Origin of the sequence: Conchiformibius steedae (genome assembly GCF_014054725.1) — a bacterium.
Taxonomy (GTDB): domain Bacteria; phylum Pseudomonadota; class Gammaproteobacteria; order Burkholderiales; family Neisseriaceae; genus Conchiformibius; species Conchiformibius steedae.
In genome coordinates, this window is sequence record NZ_CP059563.1 from 1,397,135 (window position 1) to 1,423,296 (window position 26,162).

27 protein-coding genes and 1 pseudogene are annotated in these 26,162 nt (G+C 45.2%); 23 read left to right on the forward strand and 5 right to left on the reverse strand.

Annotation, left to right across the window (positions count from 1 at the left end; genetic code table 11):
• Positions 1 to 5: 5 nt before the first annotated feature.
• Both rpoH and H3L98_RS07385 read right to left on the reverse strand, forming a co-directional pair.
• Entirely contained in the window at positions 6 to 872 is an 867-nt protein-coding gene (rpoH, locus tag H3L98_RS07380) for an RNA polymerase sigma factor RpoH (protein ID WP_027021443.1), read from the reverse strand.
• Positions 873 to 1,040: 168 nt separating this feature from the next.
• Entirely contained in the window at positions 1,041 to 2,699 is a 1,659-nt protein-coding gene (locus tag H3L98_RS07385) for an AMP-binding protein (RefSeq protein WP_027021444.1), read from the reverse strand.
• 201 nt (positions 2,700 to 2,900) lie between these two features.
• Here H3L98_RS07385 and H3L98_RS07390 point away from each other — a divergent pair, with 201 nt between their 5' ends.
• The 16 genes and pseudogenes from H3L98_RS07390 to H3L98_RS07460 all read left to right on the forward strand — a co-directional run bounded on the left by H3L98_RS07390 (position 2,901) and on the right by H3L98_RS07460 (position 16,890).
• Positions 2,901 to 3,215, forward strand: coding sequence for a hypothetical protein (locus tag H3L98_RS07390; protein ID WP_027021445.1), 315 nt, complete (start codon positions 2,901 to 2,903; stop codon positions 3,213 to 3,215).
• Between the two features lie 119 nt (positions 3,216 to 3,334).
• Positions 3,335 to 3,895, forward strand: coding sequence for an adenine phosphoribosyltransferase (locus tag H3L98_RS07395; RefSeq protein WP_027021446.1), 561 nt, complete (start codon positions 3,335 to 3,337; stop codon positions 3,893 to 3,895).
• 106 nt (positions 3,896 to 4,001) lie between these two features.
• Positions 4,002 to 4,883, forward strand: coding sequence for a methylisocitrate lyase (gene prpB, locus H3L98_RS07400; protein WP_027021447.1), 882 nt, complete (start codon positions 4,002 to 4,004; stop codon positions 4,881 to 4,883).
• Positions 4,884 to 5,049: 166 nt separating this feature from the next.
• Positions 5,050 to 5,547, forward strand: coding sequence for a lipoprotein (locus H3L98_RS07405; protein ID WP_027021448.1), 498 nt, complete (start codon positions 5,050 to 5,052; stop codon positions 5,545 to 5,547).
• A gap of 35 nt (positions 5,548 to 5,582) precedes the next feature.
• Entirely contained in the window at positions 5,583 to 6,140 is a 558-nt protein-coding gene (locus H3L98_RS07410; protein ID WP_027021449.1) for a hypothetical protein, read from the forward strand.
• 107 nt (positions 6,141 to 6,247) lie between these two features.
• A complete protein-coding gene (gene prpC / locus H3L98_RS07415) occupies positions 6,248 to 7,402 on the forward strand; it encodes a bifunctional 2-methylcitrate synthase/citrate synthase (protein ID WP_027021450.1) in 1,155 nt (384 codons plus the stop codon).
• A gap of 69 nt (positions 7,403 to 7,471) precedes the next feature.
• A complete protein-coding gene (locus H3L98_RS07420; protein WP_027021451.1) occupies positions 7,472 to 8,110 on the forward strand; it encodes a LysE family translocator in 639 nt (212 codons plus the stop codon).
• A gap of 55 nt (positions 8,111 to 8,165) precedes the next feature.
• Positions 8,166 to 8,765 carry an RICIN domain-containing protein gene (locus H3L98_RS07425; RefSeq protein ID WP_027021452.1) on the forward strand — a complete coding sequence of 200 codons (600 nt, stop codon included), beginning with the start codon at positions 8,166 to 8,168 and terminating at the stop codon, positions 8,763 to 8,765.
• Between the two features lie 18 nt (positions 8,766 to 8,783).
• Positions 8,784 to 9,170, forward strand: a pseudogene (locus tag H3L98_RS10940) (EamA family transporter); the annotation flags it as partial.
• Between the two features lie 76 nt (positions 9,171 to 9,246).
• Positions 9,247 to 9,666, forward strand: a complete 420-nt coding sequence (locus H3L98_RS10945; protein ID WP_246327852.1) for a DMT family transporter — start codon at positions 9,247 to 9,249, stop codon at positions 9,664 to 9,666.
• Positions 9,663 to 10,442 carry a trans-aconitate 2-methyltransferase gene (tam, locus tag H3L98_RS07435; RefSeq protein ID WP_027021453.1) on the forward strand — a complete coding sequence of 260 codons (780 nt, stop codon included), beginning with the start codon at positions 9,663 to 9,665 and terminating at the stop codon, positions 10,440 to 10,442. The genes H3L98_RS10945 and tam overlap by 4 nt, the downstream gene beginning before the upstream one ends.
• A 159-nt stretch (positions 10,443 to 10,601) precedes the next feature.
• The gene (locus H3L98_RS10830; protein ID WP_220458625.1) at positions 10,602 to 10,847 is read left to right on the forward strand and encodes a DMT family transporter; all 246 of its coding nucleotides are present in this window, start codon (positions 10,602 to 10,604) and stop codon (positions 10,845 to 10,847) included.
• A gap of 134 nt (positions 10,848 to 10,981) precedes the next feature.
• Positions 10,982 to 13,585, forward strand: a complete 2,604-nt coding sequence (gene acnD / locus H3L98_RS07445; protein ID WP_027021454.1) for a Fe/S-dependent 2-methylisocitrate dehydratase AcnD — start codon at positions 10,982 to 10,984, stop codon at positions 13,583 to 13,585.
• 77 nt (positions 13,586 to 13,662) lie between these two features.
• Entirely contained in the window at positions 13,663 to 14,403 is a 741-nt protein-coding gene (gene pxpA / locus H3L98_RS07450; protein ID WP_027021455.1) for a 5-oxoprolinase subunit PxpA, read from the forward strand.
• 59 nt (positions 14,404 to 14,462) lie between these two features.
• Complete coding sequence (gene ruvB, locus H3L98_RS07455) at positions 14,463 to 15,494, forward strand: Holliday junction branch migration DNA helicase RuvB (protein ID WP_027021456.1); 1,032 nt, start codon at positions 14,463 to 14,465, stop codon at positions 15,492 to 15,494.
• A gap of 4 nt (positions 15,495 to 15,498) precedes the next feature.
• Positions 15,499 to 16,890: an FAD-binding oxidoreductase gene (locus tag H3L98_RS07460; protein WP_027021457.1), complete on the forward strand. Its 1,392-nt coding sequence runs from the start codon at positions 15,499 to 15,501 to the stop codon at positions 16,888 to 16,890.
• Between the two features lie 2 nt (positions 16,891 to 16,892).
• Here the strand turns inward: H3L98_RS07460 and H3L98_RS07465 are convergent, their stop codons facing one another.
• Positions 16,893 to 17,768: a lipid A biosynthesis lauroyl acyltransferase gene (locus H3L98_RS07465; RefSeq protein WP_027021458.1), complete on the reverse strand. Its 876-nt coding sequence runs from the start codon at positions 17,766 to 17,768 to the stop codon at positions 16,893 to 16,895.
• Between the two features lie 130 nt (positions 17,769 to 17,898).
• Here H3L98_RS07465 and dapA point away from each other — a divergent pair, with 130 nt between their 5' ends.
• From dapA to H3L98_RS07495, 6 genes are all read left to right on the forward strand, one after another.
• Entirely contained in the window at positions 17,899 to 18,774 is an 876-nt protein-coding gene (gene dapA / locus H3L98_RS07470; protein ID WP_027021459.1) for a 4-hydroxy-tetrahydrodipicolinate synthase, read from the forward strand.
• A gap of 30 nt (positions 18,775 to 18,804) precedes the next feature.
• Positions 18,805 to 19,899: an outer membrane protein assembly factor BamC gene (gene bamC, locus H3L98_RS07475; RefSeq protein WP_027021460.1), complete on the forward strand. Its 1,095-nt coding sequence runs from the start codon at positions 18,805 to 18,807 to the stop codon at positions 19,897 to 19,899.
• A gap of 66 nt (positions 19,900 to 19,965) precedes the next feature.
• Positions 19,966 to 20,178, forward strand: a complete 213-nt coding sequence (locus tag H3L98_RS07480) for an NGO_0222 family membrane protein (RefSeq protein ID WP_027021461.1) — start codon at positions 19,966 to 19,968, stop codon at positions 20,176 to 20,178.
• 3 nt (positions 20,179 to 20,181) lie between these two features.
• Positions 20,182 to 20,775 carry a non-canonical purine NTP pyrophosphatase gene (locus H3L98_RS07485; RefSeq protein ID WP_027021462.1) on the forward strand — a complete coding sequence of 198 codons (594 nt, stop codon included), beginning with the start codon at positions 20,182 to 20,184 and terminating at the stop codon, positions 20,773 to 20,775.
• Positions 20,776 to 20,923: 148 nt separating this feature from the next.
• Positions 20,924 to 22,336, forward strand: a complete 1,413-nt coding sequence (gene gltX, locus H3L98_RS07490; RefSeq protein ID WP_034333027.1) for a glutamate--tRNA ligase — start codon at positions 20,924 to 20,926, stop codon at positions 22,334 to 22,336.
• Between the two features lie 80 nt (positions 22,337 to 22,416).
• Positions 22,417 to 22,848: a protein tyrosine phosphatase family protein gene (locus H3L98_RS07495; RefSeq protein ID WP_034333030.1), complete on the forward strand. Its 432-nt coding sequence runs from the start codon at positions 22,417 to 22,419 to the stop codon at positions 22,846 to 22,848.
• A 46-nt stretch (positions 22,849 to 22,894) separates the two neighbouring features.
• On the opposite strand, the gene gluQRS is transcribed toward H3L98_RS07495, so the two are convergent.
• Both gluQRS and H3L98_RS07505 read right to left on the reverse strand, forming a co-directional pair.
• Positions 22,895 to 23,785: a tRNA glutamyl-Q(34) synthetase GluQRS gene (gluQRS, locus tag H3L98_RS07500; RefSeq protein ID WP_034333032.1), complete on the reverse strand. Its 891-nt coding sequence runs from the start codon at positions 23,783 to 23,785 to the stop codon at positions 22,895 to 22,897.
• Complete coding sequence (locus H3L98_RS07505; RefSeq protein ID WP_027021466.1) at positions 23,782 to 24,318, reverse strand: NUDIX hydrolase; 537 nt, start codon at positions 24,316 to 24,318, stop codon at positions 23,782 to 23,784. Before H3L98_RS07505 ends, gluQRS begins: the two co-directional genes overlap by 4 nt.
• A gap of 127 nt (positions 24,319 to 24,445) precedes the next feature.
• On the opposite strand from H3L98_RS07505, the gene betB reads away from it, so the two are divergent.
• The gene (gene betB, locus H3L98_RS07510; RefSeq protein ID WP_027021467.1) at positions 24,446 to 25,915 is read left to right on the forward strand and encodes a betaine-aldehyde dehydrogenase; all 1,470 of its coding nucleotides are present in this window, start codon (positions 24,446 to 24,448) and stop codon (positions 25,913 to 25,915) included.
• Positions 25,916 to 26,162 lie beyond the last annotated feature (247 nt).

Below are 26,162 nucleotides of genomic sequence, written 5' to 3' on the forward strand. Positions count from 1 at the left end.
TACTATCAGATATTTTCTGCTTCTTCCGCTAAAAATCCGCGCAGTTTCTGCATGGCTTTGGCTTCAATTTGGCGGATACGCTCGGCGGAAACACCGTATTCTGCCGCCAATTCATGCAAGGTTAATCCACCGTCGTCTTGCAGCCAACGGCTTTCCACAATGCGGCGGCTGCGCTCGTCCAATTGCGCCAAAGCTTTTTGCAAACCTTCGGTTTGCAGCGCATAGTGCGCTTGCTTGGCAAGCTGATGGTCGGGCTGGCTGTCTTGGTCTGCCAACCAATCAATCGGCGCAAAACCGCCGTCTTCGTCATTGTCGCTGTTGTCTGCCAGCAAACCGATATCGCGCCCCGTCATGCGCTGTTCCATTTCCAGCACTTCCGACAGCTTCACGCCCAAATCATCGGCAATTTCCTGTGCTTCTTTGGGCGAGAGCGCGTTCAGGCTTTTACGCATGCTGCGCAGGTTAAAAAACAGCTTGCGTTGCGGTTTGGTGGTAGCGACACGCACCAAACGCCAGTTGCGTAAAATAAATTCGTGGATTTCGGCTTTAATCCAATGCACGGCAAAAGAAAACAAACGCGCCCCACGTGCGGGTTCAAAGCGTTTCACCGCTTTCATCAGCCCGATATTGCCTTCCTGAATCAAATCCGCTTGGTTCAAACCATAGCCATCATACCCGCGGGCAATAGACACCACCACGCGCAGATGCGACAAAATCAATTGTTTGGCAGCTTCCAAATCGCCTTTCATCTGCCGTTCTGCCAAAGAAGTTTCTTCTTCGGCGGTAAGCATGGGGATATTATTAACAGTGTGGATGTATTGGTCGAGACTGCCGTGTCCGCTGGGAACGGGCAGGGTGAATGCATTTGCCATCTGTATTGTCCTTTTCCTCTGGTGTTGTTTTTCTTGTGTTAGGTATTCAAAGAACAAATTATAGCACTTTTTTGATAAAAAGTCTTGCCTGACGGGTAAAGTTGTGTTAGCGGTAGAAAAAAACAAACACACGCAATGGGTGCGTGTGTTTGGTTGATGGGAACGGGCTTAATTGGGATGGCGCAATTCGCGGCGCAGGATTTTACCCACATTGGATTTGGGCAGTTCGTCGCGGAACTCAATATCGCGCGGTACTTTGTATGCAGTCAGCTGGGTGCGACAGTATTCAATCAGTTCATCGCGGGTCAGCGTTTCGTCTTTTTTTACCACAAACAGCTTGAGTGCTTCGCCCGTTTTGTCACTGGCAACACCGATGCAGGCGGTTTCCTGTACTTTCGGGTGAGAAGCCACCACGTCTTCAATTTCGTTGGGATAGACATTAAAACCCGATACCACAATCAAATCTTTTTTGCGGTCCACGATTTTGACCCAACCTTGTTCGTTCATGGTTACAATATCGCCCGTTTCCAACCAGCCGTCTTTTAAGACCTTGGCGGTTTCTTCGGGGCGTTGCCAATAGCCCTGCATCACTTGTGGACCGCGTACCCACAATTCGCCCGCTTCGCCGATGGCAACGGGATTGCCGTTACCGTCGCGCACTTCCACGTCGGTATTGGGAATGGGTAAACCAATACAGCCTGTATAGGCTTCAATATTCAGCGGATTCACGCATACGCCGGGGCTGGCTTCGGTGAGCCCATAGGCTTCCACAATAGGTGTACCTGTGGCAGCAAACCATTTTTCCGCCACTGCCTGCTGGGTTGCCATGCCGCCACCCAAAGTCAATTTCCAAGTGCTGAAATCCACACTGTGAAAATCTTTCTGATTCAACAGCGCATTAAACAGCGTATTCAAACCCACAAACACGGTGGTCGGATGTTTTTTCAATTCGGCGATAAAGGCAGGCAAATCGCGCGGATTGGTAATCAGGATATTCGTTCCCCCCGCTTGGAAAAAAATCATCAGGTTTACTGTGAGCGACAGAATATGATACAGGGGCAGGGCAGTAATCACCGTTTCTTCGCCCTCGCGCAAACGGTTTTTAATCCATTCTGCCGCTTGCAGCATATTGGCGCAGATATTGCCGTGAGTCAGCATCGCACCTTTGGCAACGCCTGTGGTTCCGCCCGTGTATTGCAAAAACGCCAAATCGTCTAAAGTGGGTTCAACCGCTTGCAAAGTATGCGCCGCGCCTTGTGCCAATGCCTGTTTAAACGTTACCGCATGGGGAATTTGGTAATCGGGTACCATTTTTTTCACTTTGCGGATAACTAAATTCATCAGCAAACCTTTTAAGCCAAACATCTCGCCAATGCTGGCAATAATCACATGTTTGACCTGCGTGCGCGGCAGCACCAGTTCCAAAGTATTGGCAAAATTTTCCAGCACAATAATGGCTTCTGCGCCGCTGTCGTTAAGCTGGTGTTCCAATTCGCGCGGGGTGTAAAGTGGATTGGTATTGACCACCACCATGCCCGCCTGCAAAATGCCAAATACTGCCAAAGGATATTGCAACACATTGGGCATCATTACCGCTACCCGCGCCCCGCGTTCCAGCTTGAGCACCTGTTGCAGATACGCCGCAAAATCCGCCGACAAACGCGCCGTTTCGCGGTAACTTAAAGTTTTACCCATATTGTAAAACGCGGTTTTATCGCCGTATTTGTCGCAGCTTTGGCGGAAAATATCCACGATGGAAGTGAAGCGGCGCACATCAATTTCGGCGCGGATATTGTCTTCATAGCTGTTTAACCAGATTTTTTCCATAATGAAGCGGGTTCGTTATCGTGTTTTAAACGCCATCATTATAACCCAGTTGCTTATTTTTCCCCGCAACAAAGGCAGATTGGCTTGTGCAAAATCCCGTTAAAATGGGCGTGGGAAAGCAGCTTGCTAAAAAAGCGGATATATGTTAAAAGAAAATGGCTGTGTTTATTTGTTTTGTCTTGGTTAAACAAGGATTGGATAATGAAAATTTTTTATTTTCGTCAATTGTGCTTGACGGCAACGGTAGCAGGTACATTGGGATTGGTACCTGTGGCAGCGGCGTGTGATGATTTTTGCCTGAAATCTCCTGAACCTAATAAACTATATTTAGAAGATTTTTGTCTGGGACCTTCTGGTTCTTGTGATGAGAAACTGGAGATAAACGGGTATGGTGATGTTGATTGTTTGCGTGAGGGCTGGGAGGCGGTGAAAAACGGACGGGCGAAAGTAAAATTAAATGGCGAGAAGTTTGATATTAACAAACAAGGTCGCCAAATTGCCGATACGCTCCAATAAACCTTAAATCCTGACACACACCCGCTGTTACCGCAGCGGGTTTTTCTTGTTTTTTCCGCCGCCGAAACTGCTAAAATAGCGTTTTGGTTTTTGTAAACGAAACGAGGTTTCCGATTATGATGGTTTTCCACCCTGATGTGATGGGCGTGAGCGCACTTGCCGAAAAAATCCGCAAAATCCCCAATTGGCCCAAAGAAGGGATTTTGTTTCACGATATTACCCCCGTGCTGCAAAGCCCCGAATATTTCCGCTTGCTGGTGGATTTGTTTACTTACCGCTATATGGGTCAAAAAATTGATGTGGTGGCGGGTTTGGATGCGCGTGGCTTTATTATCGGCGCGGCGCTGGCGTATCAGTTGAACGTGGGTTTTGTGCCGATTCGCAAAAAAGGTAAGCTGCCTTACGACACCATTTCGCAAACCTATTCATTGGAATATGGCGAAGCCACGGTGGAAATCCATAAAGATGCGATTAAAACAGGCGCACGGGTGCTGTTGGTAGATGATTTGGTGGCAACGGGCGGAACGATGATGGCAGGGGTGGAGCTGATTCGCCGTTTGGGTGGCGATGTGGCGGAAGCTTGCGCGATTTTGGAATTTGCTGATTTGCCAGGGGCTGCCAATATCCGTGCGGCGGGCGTGCCTTTGTTTACCTTGCTGCAAAACGACGGTTCGCTGTAATCGGTTTGGCTGATATCGGGCATCGGAATAAACGATTTTACACGTTTCCTGATTTGGATTACATTTTCTTACATAAGAAAAATACACCCAAACTACGGAGACAACCATGACCCGTTATTCTGCTGGTGCGGCATTCCGCCGTGCTGTTGAAACCAATCATCCCCTAGCCGTGGGCGGTTGCGTAAACGCCTATTTTGCGCGTTTGGCGACCCAAAGCGGCTTTCAAGCGATTTATCTTTCAGGCGGCGGCGTGGCTGCCTGTTCGTGCGGGATTCCCGATTTGGGCATTACCGCGATGGAAGACGTGCTGATTGATGCGCGCCGCATTACCGACAATGTCGATACCCCTTTGCTGGTGGATATTGATGTGGGTTGGGGCGGCGCGTTTAATATTGCCCGCACTATCCGCGCTTTTGAAAAAGCAGGCGTGGCGGCGGTGCATATCGAAGACCAAGTGGCACAAAAACGCTGCGGACACCGTCCCAATAAAGCCATTGTTTCACAAAATGAAATGGTGGACAGAATCAAAGCCGCCACCGATGCACGCCACGATGAAAACTTTGTCATTATGGCGCGTACCGATGCTTTGGCGGTGGAAGGGTTGGATGCCGCGATTGAACGCGCCCAAGCCTGCGTAGAAGCGGGCGCGGACATGATTTTTCCCGAAGCCATGACCGAGCTTTCCATGTACCAACGCTTTGCCGAAGCGGTTAAAGTGCCCGTATTGGCAAACATCACCGAATTTGGCGCCACGCCGCTTTACACCCAGCAGGAACTCGCCGACAACGGCGTGAAGCTGGTGTTGTACCCCCTGTCGTCTTTCCGCGCCGCCAGCAAAGCCGCGCTGAATGTATATCAAGCCATTTTGCGCGACGGCACACAGGCGAATGTGGTGGACACCATGCAGACCCGCGCCGAACTCTACGACTATCTCAATTATCACGATTTTGAAAACAAGCTAGACAAATTATTTAGTCAAAATAAGTGATTGAAATCGCCAACAGCGTGTTTTTTAAACAGACAAATATTTTTGAAAATGCGCTGTTGGTTTGTGTAAATATTTAATTTTCTAAGATATATATATTGGAATAAACTTGTACCCAAATCTGCAAATGTCAATAAAACTGTTTTGGATAAGGGGGATTGGTAAGTTTATGCTTAATTGGAAAAAAATATTTTTATTTCTTTCACTAACATTTTTTTTAACATCTTGTTCTGAAAAAAACTTACCTGACGGTGTGGGGCGGGTCATTTTAAAAAACGGTTATCCTTGTCTGTATTTAAACAATGGTCAGCCAATTGCACGCATGGGTTCAGATGTTCATGCTTTTATTCCCACCATGCCCGACGGCAGTAGCCGAGAACAATGCGTTTTATGGGAAGGTGGAAAAAAGTTATTAAAATATAATCAAGTAATTGATTCTGATTTGTGGGGCAAACAATCAGAAGACATTCATTTGGTTCAATTTTGTGTGGAAAATAAAAATAATATCATGCGTTTGGTGCAAACCAAAAGAAATGAACAAGGTCATGCTATTTGTACCGATTTGGCTTGGAAGCCAGTGAAATCTTATTTTGGTGTGTTTGCCGAAATTGAGCGTTTTTGGGATTGGCTGTTTAATTTGAACGGCTATACCAAAGAAGTATTTTAGCGATAATTGAGCAATAAACAATGGGGAAGTGATTGATGTATAAAATTATTTTTTCTATTGGGTTATTGTGTCTTTTTGGAAAAGTATATGCAGTATCATGGAATGAAGCTGAACCTTATCAAATTGGTATTGCTGTAAAAGAGGAACAGCCTTGCTTTTATTTACATGGTAATGTTGCCATTCATGGTGTTTCAATATATTCCGACTATGTAAAAGGTATTCACGAAAATCAAGGGTATAATTATATTGGAGGTTTTCTTTCGCCGGAAAATCAGAAAACTGGCTATGATGTTCAGCATTGTATTATCGTTGATGAAGTAAAGTTTGTATTGGATATCCCTTATGATGTCAATATCTGGGAAAAAGAACGACCTTCTTCTTTTTTTGCTCATAGCGAAAAATTTTGTATTAGGAAAAGAAAAAGGGATAATCAACTTTATATTTCTGAAGTTAAATATAATCAAGATAATAGTGGTTTAATTTGTAGTGAGAAGCCGTTAAGCGTTAAATATCAGCCCAAACCGAATCCGCAGTTTGAGCCTAATTGGTGGGAAAAAATTTGGTATTGGTTTTTTGATTTGTTTAATAAATAAAGTTTTAGTTCCTGTTCTACTCAAAGAAGTGTTTGAGCGATTTTCAGCTGGCTTGAAAATCAATATTTGTGTGTAAAAGCAGTAATTTATCTTTAGGAGCGCAAACCATGTCTGCCGAAACCCCAACCCCCACTTTCAAACCGAAAAAATCCGTTGCCCTGTCGGGCGTGGCTGCGGGCAATACCGCGCTGTGTACCGTCGGGCGCAGCGGCAACGATTTAAGCTATCGCGGCTACGATATTTTGGATTTGGCGAAACACTGCGAATTTGAAGAAGTGGCGCATTTGCTGATTCACGGTCATCTGCCTAATCAGTTTGAACTGGCTGCCTACAAGCAAAAACTGAAATCCCTGCGCGGTTTGCCGATTCGCGTGATTGAAGTGCTGGAAAGCCTGCCTGCCCACACACACCCGATGGACGTGATGCGTACGGGCGTGTCCATGCTCGGTTGCGTGCATCCCGAACGCGAAAGCCACCCGTCCAGTGAAGCCCGCGACATCGCCGACAAACTGATTGCCAGCTTGGGCAGTATGTTGTTGTATTGGTATCAGTATTCGCACAACGGCAAACGCATTAACGTGGAAAGCGAGGAAGACAGCATCGGCGGACATTTCCTGCACATGTTGCACGGCAAACGCCCCAGCGCAAGCCATATCAAAGCCATGCACATCAGCTTGATTTTGTATGCAGAACATGAGTTTAACGCTTCCACCTTTACCAGCCGCGTGATTGCGGGTACGGGTTCGGATATTTATTCCTGCATTACGGGTGCGATTGGTGCGTTGAAAGGTCCGAAACACGGCGGTGCCAACGAAGTGGCCTACGATATTCAAAAACGCTACCGCAACGCCGATGAAGCGGAAGCCGATATCCGTGAACGCATTGCGCGGAAAGAAATTATTATCGGTTTCGGACACCCCGTTTACACCGTTTCCGACCCGCGCAATGTGGTGATTAAAGAAGTGGCGCGTGATTTGAGCCAAGAAACGGGCGATATGCGTTTGTTTGATATTGCCGAGCGTTTGGAAACGCTGATGTGGAACGAGAAAAAAATGTTCCCCAATTTGGATTGGTTCAGCGCGGTGTCGTATCAAAAACTGGGCGTGCCGACCGCGATGTTTACGCCGCTGTTTGTGATTTCGCGTACTACGGGCTGGAGCGCACACGTTTTGGAACAACGCCAAGACGGTAAGATTATCCGCCCCAGCGCGAATTATACCGGTCCTGATGATTTGGCGTTTGTGGCAATGGATAAGCGTTAACAGACTGCGGCTGCCTGAAAGCAAAAATGGCTTTAAACTTTCAGGCAGTTTTTTGATTGGATGATGTTAATGTCTTTAGAATCACTGGTGCTGTATATTTGGCTGGCTGTGTTTTCTTATGTGATTCCCGGTCCTGATTGGCTGTATATCGCGGGGCATACGCTGCATTCGCGTAAAGCGGGTTGGGTGGCGGCATTGGGGATACAGTCGGGTTTGCTGTTTCATATGTTGGTGGGCGCGGCGGGGGCAACGGCGGTTTTGCTGGTGTCGCCACAGGCTTTTTACGCGCTGCAATTGGCGGGGGCGGGGTATTTGGTGTATTTAGGCGTGCATACTTTGCGGGGCTTAAAGCAATCCGACAATGCGCCGCAAATGGTGCGTTTGGCGGCGGCGCATTATCAAACCGTGTATTTAAAAGGTTTGCTGGTCAATGTCTTAAATCCGAAAGCCGCTATCTTTTTTATCAGTATTTTGCCGCAGTTTATCCACCCGAAGGGTAATGCGGCGTTGCAGTTGTTTTTATTGGGCAGTGTGGATATTGGGGTGGGTTTGCTGTGGTGGTTGTGTTTTTGCGTGGCTTTAGATGCAATCAACCGTAAAATGAACAGCCCCAAATTCCGTTGGGGCTTGGAAGCTGTGTCGGGGATTTCGTTGTTATTGTTTGGATTGTGGATGTTGCTGAAAGGTGTTTTATTTTTTCTGCAGTAGCCAATGAGAATAATCAAATTGCTTTACAATAAGGTTTTTTACCAAAAGGATAACCATGTCTGTTTCCCGTTTTGCCGCCGTTTTGGGCATGTGCGCCGTTTTGACTGCCTGTAACGAATCCGCCGCCACCTCGCCCGCTGCATCATCTGCATCTTTCCAAAAACCGCCTGTCGGTAAAATCGGGCAGCTGCGTTTGGCAGACAATCTTGACCGTGCCGACGGCTATTGCTTGGATATTCTCGGTTCGGGCGACCACATCCGCACCGATATGCCGCTGACGGTACACAACTGCAAACCGGGTTTGTATGAAGACGAAGCCGTGATGTTGGCAGCAGACGGCAAAATCTATTTTCCCGCTTATGGCGTGTGCGCCACCGCTGCTGGTGTCAATAAAACCGTATTGGCGGGCGCAGCCGTGATGCCGCGCGGTTGCGGCGAACGCAGCCCGTTTTTGGAAGCCCAATATTTGCAACACTTTGTTTTCCGCGCCGATAAACGGGTGGAATTATCGGGTTCGGGCTTGTGCTTAACCGCCGGCGCAGATTCCGCTTCCACCTTTGACCCCAGCCACCGCTGGCGTAGCCTGTCCATGCAAAAATGCGAAGATGCGCCTTTGGCACAATCGCAGTGGCAGTTTTTTGAACCGAAAGAATAAATCATGATGTCGTCCCGTATGTTGATTCAAGGTTTTGGGTTTGCTACTGCTGCGGCAGCTTTGAATGCCTCTGTCGGGATTTTCAGTAAAATTTTGTTGGCATACGGTTGGAACGCGCAAGATATTGCGTTTATTAAAACCTTAAGCGCGGCGCTGCTGCTGACTGTGTTGTTTGCCTACCGTCCGTTTGCCAAACAGCAAGTTGCGCTGTATGCAGTGCCGGTGCTTGGTCGCGCCCGAATAGGGCTGCACATCGCTTTGTGTGCGTTTTTGGGGATTTTTACCCTGTTTTATTTTGAAACTGTGGCTTATCAATACGGCAACGCTGCCAATGTGGTGGTGGTGCTGATGGCTTCGGCAGCCGTTTCTGCGCTGGTGTTGGGAAGAATCTTATTGGGTGAGCAGATTGTTTTATCGGCAGTATTGGGAACGGCAGCGGCAGTTGTCGGGATTACGCTGGTGTCGTGGACGGGCGGGGGCAATGGCGGGCGCGGGTTATGGTGCGTTTTCGGTGCTGGTAAAAAAATTCTGTTTAAACGGCGGTTTGCGCTTAACCCGTGCTGTGATGTGGGGCGGAGCGGCATTTTTGCTGATTCCGTTTGTGCAGCATACGCAGGGCATCATTTGGAATGCCGCCACCGTTGCCGCATTATCGGGCTTGGTGCTGCTGCCTACGGTGCTGGGGTTTTACTGCACCACCAAAGCCCTGAATGCCTTAAGCGCGGCGCAAGTGCAGGTCAGCGAGTTGTCCGAACCGTTATTTGCTGCTTTATTGGCGTGGCTGCTGTTGGGGGAATTACCGCAAGGCGGATTTTGGGCGGGAGCAGGGTGTATTGTTTTGGGTATTGCTTTAATGAACGGACTGTTTGATGCCTGTGTGGGCAGGAAAAAAAGACGATGAACCATAATCAGGATTGGAATCCGCAACATTATCTGCGTTTTGTGCAAGAGCGCACCCGTCCCGCCACCGATTTGCTGGCGCATATCCGCCACCGCCGCGCCACGCGGATTGCTGATTTGGGCTGCGGACCGGGCAACAGCACCGAATTATTGCGCCGTACTTGGGCGCAGGCGCAGATTACCGGTGTGGACCATTCTGCCGCGATGCTGGCAAAAGCACGGGAAACCTTGCCGTGGTGTCGTTTTGTGCAGGCAGATTTTACCTGTTGGCGCGCCGATGCCCCTTTAGACATTATTTTTGCCAATGCTTCGCTGCAATGGGCAGACAGGCACGATGTTTTATTCCCGCAACTGCTGGAACAGCTTGCCCCTGCCGGTGTGCTGGCAGTGCAGATGCCCGATAATTTAAACGAGCCCTCTCACGCCCTGATGCGCGAAACCGCCGCGCAATGGCAGGATAAGCTGACAGGTGTGGCGGTGCGCCCGCCTTTGCCTGCTGTGGCAGAGTATTACGATATTTTGATGCGGGCAGGTTGCCGTGCCGAAATTTGGCGCACCGTGTATTACTACACCTTGTCCGATGTGGCAGACATTGCCGATTGGTTTGGCAGTACCGCGCTGCGCCCGTATTTGAACGCACTGTCCGGACCCGACCGTGCCGCATTTTTTGCCGATTATCTGGCACGTTTGCGCCAAGCCTATCCGCCACGCGCCGACGGTAAAGTTTTGTTGGCATTACCGCGATTGTTTATCGTGGCAGAAAAAACATCAGTCTGAAATCCGATTTTTGCTGGAAAAAGGGCGAAAATGAAACTGTTGCCTTATGTTGTTATCAGCCTGCTGGGTGGGGCGATTGTTCCTTTTCAACTGGCAGTGGTAAATGCTTTCCGCCACAGCACGCAGGCAAGCCAAATCTAAGTCACGTTTTACTTGTATTTGGGCGGAACGCTGGCATCGCTGGTGTTGGTGTTGGTATTCGGCGGGGGAATAAAACCGCCCGATGTGCAACATGCCCAATGGTGGCACTGGCTGACCGGCGTATTGGGCAGCGCATATATTGTGCTGATGTTTGTTGCTGCGCCTAAAATCGGTTCTGCAAACACCTTATTGTGGGTGTTTGTGGGGCAGATGGTGTTTGCCACGGCTTTAGCGCATTTTGGTTTTTTTGGGTTTGGAGCTTAGAAAACTTGAACCCGTAAAATTATTGGGCTTAAGCCTGATTATTATCGGCGGATTGCTGATGATTTGGGCAGAAAACCGCCGTTAAATGCTGATTTTTTAATTTGTACAAGAAAAACATAGAGAAGGAAGAAACCATGTCCGCAAACCAAACCTACCGCAAACCTTTACCGAACAGCGATTTGCATTACTACGATGCCCGCGCCGCTTGTGAGGATATTCAGGCAGGCTCGTATGATACGCTGCCTTATACCAGCCGCATTCTCGCCGAAAATCTGGTACACCGTGCCGACCAAACCGATTTGCCCACCCTGCAAAGCTGGTTGCGCCAACTGATTGAACGCAAGCAGGAACTGGATTTTCCGTGGTATCCCGCCCGCGTGGTCTGCCACGATATTTTGGGGCAGACTGCGCTGGTGGATTTGGCGGGATTGCGCGATGCCATTGCCGAAAAAGGCGGCGACCCGTCCAAAGTCAATCCTGTGGTGCAAACGCAATTAATTGTTGACCACTCTTTAGCGGTGGAATGCGGCGGCTATGACCCCGATGCCTTTGCCAAAAACCGCGCCATTGAAGACCGCCGCAACGAAGACCGTTTCCACTTTATCAACTGGACGAAAACCGCTTTTGAAAATGTGGACGTAATTCCCGCAGGCAATGGCATTATGCACCAGATTAACTTGGAAAAAATGTCGCCTGTGGTGCAAGTGAAAAACGGCGTGGCATTTCCTGATACCTGCGTGGGTACGGATTCGCACACGCCGCATGTGGACGCGCTGGGCGTGATTTCCGTGGGCGTGGGCGGTTTGGAAGCCGAAACCGTGATGTTGGGACGGGCTTCCATGATGCGCCTGCCCGATATTGTCGGCGTGGAACTGACGGGCAAACGCCAAGCAGGCATTACCGCCACCGATATTGTGCTGGCACTGACCGAGTTTTTGCGTAAAGAGCGCGTGGTGGGCGCGTTTGTGGAATTTTTCGGCGAAGGCGCAAGCAGCCTGTCGGTGGGCGACCGCGCCACCATTTCCAATATGACCCCCGAATACGGCGCGACCGCCGCCATGTTCGCCATTGACCAGCAAACCATTGATTACCTGAAATTAACGGGGCGCGATGACGAACAAGTCAAACTGGTGGAAAACTACGCCAAAACCGCAGGTTTATGGGCAGACAGCCTGAAAACCGCCGTTTATCCGCGTGTTTTGAGCTTTGATTTGGCAACGGTAACACGCAATATGGCAGGACCGTCCAATCCACATGCCCGCGTTGCCACCGCCGATTTAGCCGCCAAAGGCATTGCTGCGCCCTACGAAACACCCACAGACGGCAAAATGCCTGATGGTGCGGTGATTATTGCCGCGATTACCTCTTGCACCAATACTTCTAATCCGCGCAATGTGGTTGCCGCTGCTTTGCTGGCACGTAATGCCAACCGCTTGGGTTTAACGCGCAAACCGTGGGTGAAATCATCATTCGCCCCCGGTTCCAAAGTGGCGGAAATTTATCTTAAAGAAGCCAATTTGCTGCCTGAATTAGAACAACTGGGCTTCGGCATTGTCGCCTTTGCCTGCACCACCTGCAACGGCATGAGCGGCGCACTGGACCCCAAAATCCAGCAGGAAATCATTGACCGCGATTTGTACGCCACCGCCGTGTTGTCGGGCAACCGCAATTTTGACGGACGCATTCATCCCTATGCCAAACAAGCGTTTTTAGCATCGCCGCCCTTGGTAGTTGCCTACGCCATTGCAGGCAGCATCCGTTTTGATATTGAAAAAGACGTGTTGGGCGTGGTTGATGGCAAAGAAATTCGCCTGAAAGACATTTGGCCTGCCGATGAAGAAATTGACGAAATTGTCGCTCAATATGTGAAACCGCAGCAGTTCCGCGATGTCTATATCCCCATGTTTGACATGGGAACGGCGGAAAAAGCCGCTTCGCCCTTATACGACTGGCGTCCGATGTCCACCTATATCCGCCGTCCGCCGTATTGGGAAGGCGCGTTGGCAGGCGAACGCACGCTAAAAGGCATGCGCCCCTTGGCGATTTTGCCCGACAACATTACTACCGACCACCTGTCGCCGTCCAATGCCATTCTGCCCACCAGCGCGGCAGGTGAATATTTGGCGAAAATGGGGCTGCCTGAAGAAGACTTTAACAGCTACGCCACCCACCGCGGCGACCATTTAACCGCGCAACGCGCCACTTTTGCCAATCCCAAGCTGTTTAACGAAATGGTGAAAAACCCCGACGGCAGCACCCGTCAAGGCTCGTTGGCACGGGTAGAACCAGAAGGCGAAGTGATGCGGATGTGGGAAGCGATTGAAACCTATATGAACCGCAAACAGCCGCTGATTATTATTGCGGGCGCGGATTACGGGCAGGGTTCCAGCCGCGACTGGGCGGCAAAAGGTGTGCGTTTAGCTGGGGTGGAAGCGATTGCGGCGGAAGGTTTTGAACGCATTCACCGCACTAATCTGATTGGCATGGGCGTATTGCCTTTGCAGTTTAAAGACGGCACCAACCGCCATACCTTGCAACTGGACGGCACGGAAACCTATGATGTAGTCGGCGAACTCCAACCGCGTGGCGATTTAACGCTGCTTATCCACCGTAAAAATGGCGAAACGTTGGCAGTGTCTGTTACCTGCCGTTTGGATACAGCTGAAGAAGTGTTGATTTACGAAGCTGGCGGCGTGTTGCAACGCTTTGCGCAGGACTTTTTAGAAGGAAAGGTGTAAAGTTCGTCTGTAGCCCTTAAAATAATAGCTGCTTGATTGTCTCAAGCAGCTTTGTTGTCAATCAATAAGGAACGAATATGATTAGCGTAGATTTAAACGCTGACCTTGCTGAAGGCTGCGGCAGCGACCGTGAATTACTGCAACGGGTAACCTCTGCCAATATTTGCTGCGGCATACACGCAGGCAGTGCAGCGGATATGGCAGCAGCATTGCAATGTGCAAAGGAAAACCATGTCCGCATTGGCGCACATCCGTCTTTTCCCGACCGTGCCAATTTCGGGCGCAGCAATATGGATTTGCCTGCTGATGAATTACGCGCATGGCTGCGTTACCAGTTGGGTGCGTTAGATGCGCTGTGTCGTGCTGCGAGTGTGGAAATGGCTTATGTTAAACCGCATGGTGCTTTGTATAACCAAGCCGCGAAAGATGCCGATTTGGCGGAAGTGATTGCCGATACTGTGCGTAGCTTTAACCCCGCTTTAAAACTGATGGCATTATCGGGCAGTTTGCTGTTGCAAGCAGGGCAGGGCGCAGGTTTGGGAACGATTTCCGAAGTGTTCGCTGACCGCCGTTATCAACCTGATGGTACATTAGTCCCACGCAGCCGTGCCGATGCACAAATTGACAACAACGATGAAGCCGTTGCACAAGTTTTGCAAATGGTAACAGAAGGCACGGTAACCGCAACAGACGGCAGCCGTGTTCCCGTTCGCGCCGACAGTATTTGCTTACACGGCGACGGCGAACACGCGCTGGTGTTTGCCGATTTAATTCGTCAAGCCGTACACGATAAAGGCATTCGCATCAGCGCGGGATAAACGCCGTCAAAAGGCGCGGGCTGCGGTATAATCCTATTTTCTGCCGATTTGTCCGCGCCATGCTGCATACCGATTCGCTTACCGCCACCCGTCCCACCCGTGTCATTTCCCCACAGAACCTGTCTAAACAAGAAGAACAGCTTGAACGCGCCTTGCGCCCCAAAAGCCTTGCTGATTATATCGGGCAACACAAAGCCAAAGAGCAACTGGGTATTTTTATTCAAGCAGCCAAAAACCGTGGCGAAGCCTTGGATCATACTTTACTGTTTGGACCACCGGGATTAGGCAAAACCACGCTTGCCAATATTATCGCCAAAGAATTGGACGTGAATTTACGTCAAACATCAGGACCTGTATTGGAACGAGCAGGCGATTTAGCGGCATTGCTGACCAATCTTGAACCCCATGATGTGCTGTTTATTGACGAAATTCACCGTCTCAGTCCTGTGGTGGAAGAAATCCTTTATCCTGCGCTGGAAGATTTTCAACTGGACATCATGATAGGCGAAGGTCCTGCTGCGCGTTCCGTTAAAATTGACTTACCGCCGTTTACTTTGGTAGGCGCAACCACCCGTGCGGGTATGCTTACCAATCCCCTGCGCGATCGTTTTGGTATTGTGGCTCGTTTGGAATTTTATCAGCGTGAAGATTTGGCAACCATTGTGCGCCGTTCCGCGCAATTATTGGGTATGGACTTGGACGATACGGGTGCAGACGAAATCGCTCGCCGTAGCCGTGGTACACCGCGCATTGCCAACCGTCTATTGCGGCGCGTGCGCGATTATGCCGAAGTTAAACACAGTGGACGCATTGATGCAGAAATTGCTGATGCTGCGCTTACCTTATTAGATGTGGATCATGCAGGCTTGGATATGATGGACAGAAAATTTCTGGAAGCCGTATTGCACAAATTTAGTGGCGGACCTGTGGGTTTGGATAATGTTGCCGCAGCCATTGGCGAAAGCACCGACACCATTGAAGACGTGATTGAACCCTATCTTATCCAACAAGGCTTATTGCAACGCACCCCACGCGGGCGTATGGCAACCGAACACGCCTATTCCCATTTTAACTTACCCGTTCCCAAATAATGCCATGTCCCCCAATGCCCTGAAAAAAGCCCTACAAAACCTACTTGTTGCCCCGCATGAATTACTGGGTGATGCAGATGCACAAGCCCTGTTTATTGACCAACGCCGCCGTTATCACAGTCAAAACGCCATAGCCCTGATGCCCGATAGTGTCGCTGGTGTGCAAAAAATCATGCGTTTTTGCCACGAAAACCACATTTCTGTTACCCCGCAAGGTGGCAATACAGGATTGGTTGGCGGAAGCGTAGCGCAAGGTGGCGTATTGCTTAACTTATCCCGTTTAAACCAAATCCGCCGCATCAATTTGCCCGATAATGCCATTACTGTAGAAGCAGGCTGTGTTTTGGCACAAGTACAAAACGCTGCTGCCGAAGCAGGCAGATTATTCCCTTTAAGCCTTGCCAGCGAAGGCAGTTGTCAAATCGGAGGTAATATTGCTTGCAATGCGGGTGGATTAAACGTTTTGCGTTATGGCACTATGCGCGATTTGGTGTTGGGTTTGGAAGTGGTGTTAGCAGATGGCACGCTGGTGTCCCATTTAGAACCTTTACACAAAAACACCACAGGTTATGAAATCAAACACCTTTTTATCGGTAGCGAAGGCACATTAGGCGTCATTACCGCTGCCACGCTTAAACTGTTTCCCCAGCTGCGCAGCATCGCAACCGCTTGGGTAGGCGTAGAAAACATCAATCAAGCCATAGCATTATTGATTTCCGTGCGTAACGCCTTTGCTGAACGCCTGATAAGTTGTGAATTAGTCAGCCATTTTGCTTTGGATTTATCGTCTCGTTTTAGCCAAATTTCCCAACCAATTGATGCAGAATGGCATATCTTAATAGAATTAAGCGACAGTTTGCCTGATATTCCCCTTGACGAATATTTAGGCGAACATTTGTACCATCACGGTTTTCATCATACTGTCTTGGCACAATCCGAACAGCAACGCCAAGATTTATGGACTTTACGCGAAAATATTTCCGCCGCACAAAGAGGCTTGGGTGTTAGCATCAAACACGATATTGCCATACCAATTGAACGCGTTACCGAATTTATCCAACAATGTGGACAAGCACTTAATACAGCATTTCCCCAAATTCAAATTGTGGTTTTTGGACATTTGGGTGATGGTTCACTACATTACAATACTTTTCTGTCAAATGTGCTGGATAATCGCGCTTACGAAAGTGAAAACGCGGTGAATCAGATTGTTTATCAATACGTTTTGGCATGTGGCGGAACAATTGCCGCAGAACACGGTATCGGCAGTTTAAAAGCGCATCACTTAAATTCAGTGCGTTTGCCAGCTGAAGTTGCCTTAATGCGTGCCATTAAGGCGCAACTAGACCCCCACAGTATTTTAAATCCCAATGTTTTATTGCCAAAAGAAAATTGATTTTACTGATAAAAACTGGGTTCCTGATTAGGGCGCGTTTTAAAACGTTTATGCAGCCAAAAATACTGTTCGGGCATTTCCCGAATTCTGGCTTCAATAAACGCATTCATTTTTTCCGCATCAGCATAATCATTTCCTGATGGAAAATCCGTCCAAGCAGGATAAAAACGCAAATTTACCCGCCCATCTGCCAAACGTTGCGGAATTACAGGTATCACAACCGCATCAGTTAAACGCGCTAAGCGCGCCAATCCTGTCGTTGTTGCCGTAGGAATATTAAAAAAATCCACAAAAACAGAATTTTGTGCGCCGAAATCTTGATCAGGCAAATACAACAAAGGGGCATCAGGATAATCTCGCAAACGGCGCACAATGGAACGCAAACCTTCTGTTCTGCCTACCAAAAATACATTTTGATAACGGTGTCTGCCCTGTAAAATCTGTTGGTCTAAAACAGGATTTTTTTGATGAGAATAAACACTGGTTAAAGGAACATCTTGATTTAAAGCATAAACAGCCAATTCAAAAGCTGTAAAATGCGGATACAGCAAAATCACAGACCGTTTTTGCGCCAGATACTTATCTAAATATTCTTTATCTTGATAATCAACCAATTGTCGGATTTCTTCCGCAGAAGCATACCAATAAGTACCATATTCCAAAATTAATAATGCCATGTGCTGAAAGTGTTTTTTCAATATTTTTTTTCTTTGTTTTTCAGGAAATTCAGGAAAACAAAAGCGCAAATTGATTTGTCCCACTTTTCGGCGTGGAATAACTAAATAATAAGCCAGCCAGCCCAAAAAGTTTGCCAACATTAATAGGGCAGGGCGGGGCAGAAAACGGATTAAGTTTAAAATAAAAAAAGCAATTTTCATTCAAATTAGCACATCAATCAAAACAAACAATCATTATAACCCATCGCAACGATGTGGTAAGTATGCTGACAAGTTCCCCCGATTCCGCTAAAATGCCCGTTCCACAATCCATTACACACAAGGTTTTATCATGTTGAAAGGCAGTTTAGTTGCCCTGATTACGCCGATGAAAGCAGATGGCGCTATTGATTTTGAGCGTCTGCGCTCATTAATTGACTGGCATATTGAAGCAGGCACACATGGTATTGTTTCTATGGGTACAACAGGCGAAAACTCCACTTTGTCTGTTGAAGAACATTTAGCAGTAATTGAAGCAACCGTTAAACATGCTGCCAAACGCATTCCGATTATCGCAGGCGCAGGGGCAAATAATACCCGTGAGGCCATAGAGTTATCTTGTGAAGCGGAAAAAATTGGCGCAGATTACACCTTATCGGTTGTACCTTATTACAATAAACCTTCTCAAGAAGGGATTTACCAACATTTTAAAACCATAGCCGAAGCCTGTTCTATCCCCATGATTATTTACAATGTTCCGGGAAGAACCGTGGTGGATATGAGCAATGAAACCATTTTACGCTTGGCGGATATTCCCAATATTGTTGGGGTAAAAGAAGCCAGTGGCGATATTGCCCGTGCTTTGGATTTATTTAAACAAGTACCTGATAATTTTGCTGTATATTCAGGGGATGATCCTACAGCCATGCCGTTTTTATTGTGTGGCGGAGATGGTGTCATTAGTGTTGCAGCGAATGTTGGACCTAAAGAATTCGCCCAAATGTGTACTGCCGCGATGGCAGGAAATATTGCTCAAGCCCGCGATTTAAATAATCAAATTATGCCTGTATATGATGTTATGTTTTGTGAAGCCAGTCCAGCACCTGCAAAATGGGCTGTTCAACGCTTAGGACAAGCCCAAGCACACGTTCGTTTACCCATTATTGAATTAAGCGAAGCAGGGCAGAAAAAAGTAGAACAGGCATTATATGCCAGCAAATTACTTTAAAATAAATAATTTAATGAAAAGGATAAAAAAATGATGAAAAAACACACATTAAGCCTTATTGCTGCCAGCATGATTTTAGCGGCTTGTTCTGCCAGCAGCCCCAAATCGGCTCAAACAGATTATGAATCAGATAATAAAAAAACAGCCAGCTTGGAAATTCCACCCGATTTACGCGATCCAAATCAAGGTAATTTGTATGTTTTACCAGAAGAAAATGTATCAGGTCAAACAAATAACAATGTTTTAACACAAGTAAAAAATGCCCATATTGAACGCAGCGGCAGTCAGCGTTGGTTGGTTATTGACAATAAAAAAGCGTCAGAAGTTTGGTCTGTATTAAGAACTTTTTGGCAAGAAAGTGGTTTTACCATTTATTCTGAAGAACCTAAAATCGGTGTAATGGAAACCGATTGGGCAGAAAACCGTGCCAAATTAGCTCATCAAGGATTACGCAAATTATTTGATAAAGTAGGATTGGGCAGCGTATATAGCACCAGCGAGCGTGATAAATTCTTAATCCGTATGGAGCAGAATAAAAAAGGTGGGGTAGATATTTTCTTTAGTCATAAAGGCTTGGAAGAAGTTTATGATAGTAAGAATAAAGACCGCACTGTTTGGCAACCACGTGCCAATGATCCTAACTTAGAAGCAGTATTTTTATCCCGTTTTATGCAATATTTAGGCGTAGATGAAGCAGTAGCCCAACAACAAATTAGCAAGAAAGAAGATGAAAATCAAGGTACTGCCTTTGCTAAATTAGAACAAGATTCGGTTTGGGTAGCAGGTAGTGCAGAGCGTAATGTAAACCGTATTGCATCAGCATTAGACCGTATTGGTTTAACAGTTCGTGAATTTATTGCAGAACGTGGCACATTCATTGTTCAACCTGCACCCAAAGAGAGCGATGTTATTCGCGCAACCAATAAAAAAACAGGTTGGTTCGATAAATGGTTTGGAAAAGATAAAGAAGAAATTGATAAAATTGAACAACCACCACAAATTCTGATTGCTTTAGAAGCTGTAGAAAACGGACAACGTATTCATTTATTAAATCAAGATGGAAAACTATATCAAGGTGAAAATAAAAAGATATGGTTGCAAAATATCTATCGTGAATTACGTTAATCATTAATAAGAATGCCGCTTACTTTTATAAGTAAGCGGTTCAACTATTCATTTTACATAAAAATCATGAATCGTCCACGTTTATATTTAATATTAATTATTTTATTTTCATTATTATTTATAGCTTTAATTGCAGCAGGAAGTCATTTATTATCTATAAATAATAAATTATTAGCAATAGCCTTATTTTTATTTGCTTTTGCATCTGCAATCGGACAAATGGTAAGTTTAGCTTTATTTATTCGTAATAAAGCCATTAAACAAAATAAAAAAGGATAAAAAATGTTTTCAAGAATAGTATTAGCCAGTAATAATATAGGGAAAGGCAAGGAATTTGCAGAATTATTTTCTTATAGAAATATTCAGTTAATTTTACAGTCAGAATTTGATGTTCCAGAATGTCCTGAACCTTATCAAACTTTTATAGAAAATGCCTTAGCAAAAGCCAGAAATGCAGCTCAATATAGTGGTTTGCCTGCATTAGCTGATGACAGCGGTATTTGTTTTCCAGCATTAAACGGTGCACCTGGAGTATTATCTGCTCGCTTTGCTAATGAAAAAATCAAATCTGATTTGGCAAACAATATAAAAGTTTCCAAAGAAATTTTACAACATCGAGATAAAAGCTGTTATTATGTTTGTGTTTTGGTTTTGGTAAGATTTCCTAAAGATCCCCAACCAATCATTTCTGAAGGAATTTGGCAAGGGCAATGGCAAAATCAAGCAGTAGGCGAATATGGTTTTGGCTATGATCCCCATTTTTATTTACCAAAATATCAAAAAACAGCTGCTCAATTATCTCCAGAATTCAAAAATAAAGTTAGTCATCGAGGGCAAGCTTTGTCGGAATTATTTGAAAAATTAAAAGGATTTTAATCTCATTATTATTCCTATAATGGATATTATGTTAAATTTAATTATCCATTAATAATTTTTGGATTGTGCAATCCAAAAAAAGTTGGTAGTGAAAAACGTCAATTTTGATTAAAATTATGGTTTGTCATTTCCATTGTTTCTCAAAATTATGAAAACCGTTAAAACGCGTTTTGCCCCCAGTCCTACCGGATATTTACATATTGGTGGTGTTCGTACAGCCCTTTATTCTTGGGCATTTGCCAAACATCATAATGGCGAATTTTTATTACGCATTGAAGATACGGATACTGCCCGTTCAACTACAGAATCTGTACAAATTATTTTAGATGGTATGAATTGGGTGGGATTAAAACCTGATAACGCCGATAATATTGTTTATCAAAGTAAAAATATGCAACGTTATCAATCGCTAATTAAGCAATTATTAGATAATGGACATGCTTACTACTGCTATTGCAGTGTAGAAGAATTAGCAGAAATGCGTGAAAAAGCAGAACGCAAAGGAACGGCTACTTATGATCGCCGTTGGCGTCCTGAAACTGGTAAAACTTTACCCGAAATTCCTGATAATCGTCAACCTGTTATCCGCTTTAAAAATCCGATTGATGGCGTAACTGTTTGGCAAGATTTGGTTAAAGGGGAAATTCGCATTCCCAATGCTGCTTTAGATGATTTAATTATTGCCCGTGCAGATGGTACACCAACATATAATTTTTGTGTGGTAGCTGATGATTATGATATGGGAATTACTCACGTTATTCGTGGTGATGACCATGTAAATAATACACCAAAACAAATTAATATTTTCAAAGCATTAGGTGTAGAAGCGCCTCAATATGCTCATTTGCCGATGATTTTAAATGAATCAGGTAAAAAGATTTCTAAACGAAGTGGTGATACTGTTGCAATCACTGAATTTGATACTTTAGGTATTTTACCTGAAGCTATGCTAAATTATTTGGCTCATTTAGGTTGGGCTCATGGCGATGATGAATTTTTTACCATCAAACAATTTATTGAATGGTTTGATTTAAAGGATGTTTCGCCTTCTGCCAGCCGTATGGATGGAAAAAAACTTTTGTGGATTAATGGAGAACACATTAAACATACTGATAATAAACAATTGGCAGAATGGGTAAAGCCCCGTTTGCAAAATTTAGGTATTACACAATTTGAATCCCCTACCCTATCAGATGTTTTAGATTTGGTAAAAGATCGCGCACAAGATTTAAATGCTTTGGCATTAGAATGTATTTATTTTTATCAAAAACAAGTTCCTAATGCTGCTGATATTGCCAAACATTGGGAGGATTCTACATTTGCGCGAATGCAGCGTTTTGCTGAATGTTTAGCTGATGTAACTGATTGGACTGCTGAAAATATCCATGCTTTATTTGCGCCGTTTTGTGAAAAAGAAGGAATTAAAATGGGAAAATTAGGTATGCCCTTGCGTTTGGCTGTATGCGGAACTGCCAAAACACCTTCAGTAGATGCTGTTTTAGCCTTAATCGGTAAAGAAGAAGTATTGCGCCGTTTGGGTGAGGACTTTGTTAGCGATTAAAAAGGACAATTCTGTATAAGTTTGGCTACAAACTTGGTAAAAGTGTGTATATAATTGACCTTTTTGAGGAGTATTGTTGTATGGATAAAATTGCCGATTATTTGTATGTTTCACGTCAGTTAAATGAACGCAGTGCCAAGCAAGCGGCACAGTTTTATGATATTAAAACCGTTATTTGCAATCGCCCCGACAGTGAAGAAGAAGGACAACCTGATTTTGAAACTGTTAAACAATGGCTTGAAACTGCAGGTGTAGAAAATATTGTTTATCTGCCTGTTACCGCAGATACCATTACTGATGAACAATTGCGTGAATTTCAAGAAACGATTGCGCAATCCCCTGCCCCTATTTTGGCATATTGTCGCTCTGGAACTCGCTCTGCTTTAATGTGGGCCTTAAATCAAGCCAAACGGGGTGTAGAAGTAAACAGTTTGCTGCGTGCTGCAGATTTAGCGGGAATTGATTTAACCCCAATGCGTGAAAAATTGCAACAGGCTTACGACAAACGCTAAAACCTTATTTTCTAGAGAAAAACCTTACTTATTATAAGTAAGGTTTTTATTTTTCACTACAAATCGCTTGTTTGGGAATATTTTGAATTTTCCAGTGTTGGATTGCCCATTCCAATAAATCTTGAGGACGTGATACTGATGGTGCTTGTGGAATACCCAAATAATGAGATACTTGTCTTAATAATTTTTCTTGTTGTGTTAAATCTAATGCAGGTGCTAATGTTTGTTTAGACCATTTTTGTCCATCAGCATTGGTTAATAAAGGTAAATGAGCATATTGTATTTGTGGAAAATTTAAGCATTGTTGCAAAAATATTTGCCGTGGTGTGGAAACCAATAAATCTTGTCCCCTAACAATATGTGTAATGCCCTGTTCTGCATCATCTACTACCACCGCCAATTGATATGCCCAAAATCCGTCTGCCCGTAATAAAACAAAATCACCAATTTCTTTAGCTAGATTTTGAGAATAAAATCCGATAATTCTATCTTGAAAACCAATTATTTGATTATTTACCCGCAAACGCCATGCAGGTGTTTTATTACTGATTGTTTGTTGTATATATGAACAATGTCCGTTGTAAATCCAACCATCTATACCTTGCTTGGCATTTTGTTGCCATTTTTTGCGACTGCAAAAACATGAATAGATAAGATTTTGTTTTTTTAATATTTCTAAAGCGTTTTCATATAAATAATGGCGTTTGCTTTGATAGACGATTTCATTGTCCCTTTGAAAACCAAATGCTTCTAATGTGCGCAATATATTATCCGCTGCACCTGCTATTTCCCTTGGTGGGTCAAGGTCTTCTATGCGTACTAGCCAACGACCATTATGTGCTTTTGCATCTACATAAGAGGCAAAAGCTGCTAATAATGAACCGATATGTAAATGTCCTGTGGGACTGGGCGCAAAACGTCCGATGTAAGCACTCATAAATGTTCGGATAACCAAAAATTCAAAGCAATTAAGGTTTTTGCATCTTGAATCTCGCCATTGGCAATGGCTTTTCGGGTTTCATCAATGTTTAATAAAATGGTTTCAGTGAATTCATCTTCATCAGCACTTAATTGACTGTTTTTGTTAACGTCAATGGCACGGTAAACATACATGATTTCATTGCAAAATCCAGGGGCTGTATAAAATTGTGTCAATTTTTCTACTCTTTCAGCAGTAAAAGGGGTTTCCTCTGCCAATTCTCGTAAAGCGCATACCTCAGGGTCTTCACCTGCATCTAATTTTCCTGCAGGCACTTCTAATAATGCTTGTTGGGTGGCGTAACGCCATTGTCGTACTAATACAACTTGTTGCTCGGGTGTAATTGCCAATACGCAAGCTGCTCCCGGATGGCTAATCCATACTCTTTGACTGTGTTTTCCATTGGGTAATTTGACAGTATCTTGATGAATATTAATAAAACTTCCTTCAAAAATCAATTGACCGTCAATTTTGGTTTCTTGTAAATGCATTGTTTTCTTTCTGCTTAATAAATGCTTGATTAAGGCTTATTATAACGAAAATCACGTTAAGCGCATATTTGACATTCCTGCAAATACATGTTAATTGTATTTTTTAATTTGCTTTTTCAAGGAATAAATGATGTCCCCTACCCTGTTATGTGCTTATATTGATGGTGCTTATGTTGCTGCTCGTACTGACGCAGAAACGTTTGATAATATTAATCCCGCCAATGGCAAAGTGCTGGCAAAAGTACAGCAAAGTAATTCGGCTGAAGTGAAAGCTGCAATTGCTGCTGCGCGTAAAGGACAAATTGTTTGGGCTGCGATGACTGCTGTTGAGCGTAGCCGTATTTTATTAAAAGCCGTTGATATTTTACGTGAACGCAATCGTGAATTGGCAATCATTGAAACTTTAGATACAGGCAAACCTTTGTCAGAAACCTTGTATGTGGATATTGTAACAGGTGCTGATGTCATTGAATATTATGCAGGTTTGGCTCAAGCGATTGAAGGTCGTCAAATCCCGTTGCGCGAAACAGCATTTGCTTATACCCGTCAAGAACCTTTGGGCATTGTCGCGGGAATTGGTGCGTGGAATTATCCGATTCAAATTGCCATGTGGAAAGCCGCACCTGCTTTGGCTGCAGGTAATGCCATGATTTTTAAGCCCAGTGAATTAACCCCGACAGGCGCACTGAAATTAGCGGAAATTTTTACTGAAGCAGGTTTGCCAAACGGAGTGTTTAATGTGGTGCAAGGCGATTGGCGTGTGGGCAAGATGTTAAGCAATCATGCGGAAATTGCGAAAGTGTCGTTTACAGGTGGTGTGGCGACAGGCAAAAAAGTGATGGCGCAAGCTGCTGCATCGTCCTTAAAAGAAGTTACTATGGAATTAGGTGGAAAATCGCCACTGATTATCTGCGAAGACGCTGATTTGGATTTGGCAGCAGATATTGCGCTGATGGCGAATTTTTATAGTTCGGGGCAAGTTTGTACCAATGGTACACGGGTATTTATCCCACAATCTTTAAAAGCTACTTTTGAAAATAAGGTATTGGAACGTGTTGCACGTATCCGTATCGGCAATCCTTTAGATGAAGAAACCAACTTTGGTCCGTTGGCAGGTTTTGCGCATATGCAAAAAGTGTTGAATTATATTGAAAAAGGTAAACAGGAAGGCGCGAAATTATTGATTGGTGGGGAACGTTTGAACGGGGAATGGGCTGACGGGGCGTATGTTGCGCCTACGGTGTTTACGGATTGTACTGATGAAATGACAGTTTGCCGTGAAGAAATTTTTGGTCCGGTAATGTGTATTTTGAGCTACACCAGCGAAGAAGAAGTGATTGCCCGTTCCAATCAAACGGAATATGGTTTGGCAGCAGGGGTGGTAACACCTGATTTAACTCGCGCCCACCGTATCATTGGCAAATTGCAAGCAGGAATTTGTTGGATTAATGCTTGGGGGGAATCGCCTGCGCAAATGCCTGTGGGTGGCTACAAACAATCGGGCATCGGACGTGAAAACGGTGTACAAACCTTGATGCACTACACGCAAACCAAGTCTGTTTTGGTGGAACTTGGTGGGTATCAGTCTGTATTTTGAGAATTTAAAAAATGAATCAAACCCATTCGCCAAATCGTCTGCAACTAAAACGCGCTTTAATTGTTTGGAGTGCAATTAGCATTTTAGTGGCGGTGTGTATTTGGGGTTCTGATACGCTGATTGCCCTATGTGCGGGCTTATATGCACTGCTTGCCCTAATCTTTGTGCTGTACCGTATCTTTACTGGTCACTATCGTTTGCTTAAAACATCTGAACGTGATGCCCTTGCGGGTAGTGGTGCTGATTG

Bases quoted from the DNA above. Each gene is read 5' to 3' on its own strand.
- dapA (WP_027021459.1), top strand. From the start codon at position 17,899: ATGTTGAAAGGCAGTTTAGTTGCCCTGATTACGCCGATGAAAGCAGAT.
- pxpA (WP_027021455.1), top strand. From the start codon at position 13,663: ATGATTAGCGTAGATTTAAACGCTGACCTTGCTGAAGGCTGCGGCAGC.
- ruvB (WP_027021456.1), top strand. From the start codon at position 14,463: ATGCTGCATACCGATTCGCTTACCGCCACCCGTCCCACCCGTGTCATT.
- H3L98_RS10945 (WP_246327852.1), top strand. From the start codon at position 9,247: ATGGCGGGCGCGGGTTATGGTGCGTTTTCGGTGCTGGTAAAAAAATTC.
- H3L98_RS07495 (WP_034333030.1), top strand. From the start codon at position 22,417: ATGGATAAAATTGCCGATTATTTGTATGTTTCACGTCAGTTAAATGAA.
- H3L98_RS07420 (WP_027021451.1), top strand. From the start codon at position 7,472: ATGTCTTTAGAATCACTGGTGCTGTATATTTGGCTGGCTGTGTTTTCT.
- H3L98_RS07385 (WP_027021444.1), bottom strand. From the start codon at position 2,699: ATGGAAAAAATCTGGTTAAACAGCTATGAAGACAATATCCGCGCCGAA.
- gluQRS (WP_034333032.1), bottom strand. From the start codon at position 23,785: ATGAGTGCTTACATCGGACGTTTTGCGCCCAGTCCCACAGGACATTTA.
- rpoH (WP_027021443.1), bottom strand. From the start codon at position 872: ATGGCAAATGCATTCACCCTGCCCGTTCCCAGCGGACACGGCAGTCTC.
- H3L98_RS07480 (WP_027021461.1), top strand. From the start codon at position 19,966: ATGAATCGTCCACGTTTATATTTAATATTAATTATTTTATTTTCATTA.
- H3L98_RS07390 (WP_027021445.1), top strand. From the start codon at position 2,901: ATGAAAATTTTTTATTTTCGTCAATTGTGCTTGACGGCAACGGTAGCA.
- prpC (WP_027021450.1), top strand. From the start codon at position 6,248: ATGTCTGCCGAAACCCCAACCCCCACTTTCAAACCGAAAAAATCCGTT.
- H3L98_RS07425 (WP_027021452.1), top strand. From the start codon at position 8,166: ATGTCTGTTTCCCGTTTTGCCGCCGTTTTGGGCATGTGCGCCGTTTTG.
- tam (WP_027021453.1), top strand. From the start codon at position 9,663: ATGAACCATAATCAGGATTGGAATCCGCAACATTATCTGCGTTTTGTG.
- H3L98_RS07485 (WP_027021462.1), top strand. From the start codon at position 20,182: ATGTTTTCAAGAATAGTATTAGCCAGTAATAATATAGGGAAAGGCAAG.
- betB (WP_027021467.1), top strand. From the start codon at position 24,446: ATGATGTCCCCTACCCTGTTATGTGCTTATATTGATGGTGCTTATGTT.
- H3L98_RS07405 (WP_027021448.1), top strand. From the start codon at position 5,050: ATGCTTAATTGGAAAAAAATATTTTTATTTCTTTCACTAACATTTTTT.
- H3L98_RS07460 (WP_027021457.1), top strand. From the start codon at position 15,499: ATGTCCCCCAATGCCCTGAAAAAAGCCCTACAAAACCTACTTGTTGCC.
- H3L98_RS07410 (WP_027021449.1), top strand. From the start codon at position 5,583: ATGTATAAAATTATTTTTTCTATTGGGTTATTGTGTCTTTTTGGAAAA.
- H3L98_RS07395 (WP_027021446.1), top strand. From the start codon at position 3,335: ATGGTTTTCCACCCTGATGTGATGGGCGTGAGCGCACTTGCCGAAAAA.
- acnD (WP_027021454.1), top strand. From the start codon at position 10,982: ATGTCCGCAAACCAAACCTACCGCAAACCTTTACCGAACAGCGATTTG.
- H3L98_RS07505 (WP_027021466.1), bottom strand. From the start codon at position 24,318: ATGCATTTACAAGAAACCAAAATTGACGGTCAATTGATTTTTGAAGGA.
- gltX (WP_034333027.1), top strand. From the start codon at position 20,924: ATGAAAACCGTTAAAACGCGTTTTGCCCCCAGTCCTACCGGATATTTA.
- bamC (WP_027021460.1), top strand. From the start codon at position 18,805: ATGATGAAAAAACACACATTAAGCCTTATTGCTGCCAGCATGATTTTA.
- H3L98_RS07465 (WP_027021458.1), bottom strand. From the start codon at position 17,768: ATGAAAATTGCTTTTTTTATTTTAAACTTAATCCGTTTTCTGCCCCGC.
- prpB (WP_027021447.1), top strand. From the start codon at position 4,002: ATGACCCGTTATTCTGCTGGTGCGGCATTCCGCCGTGCTGTTGAAACC.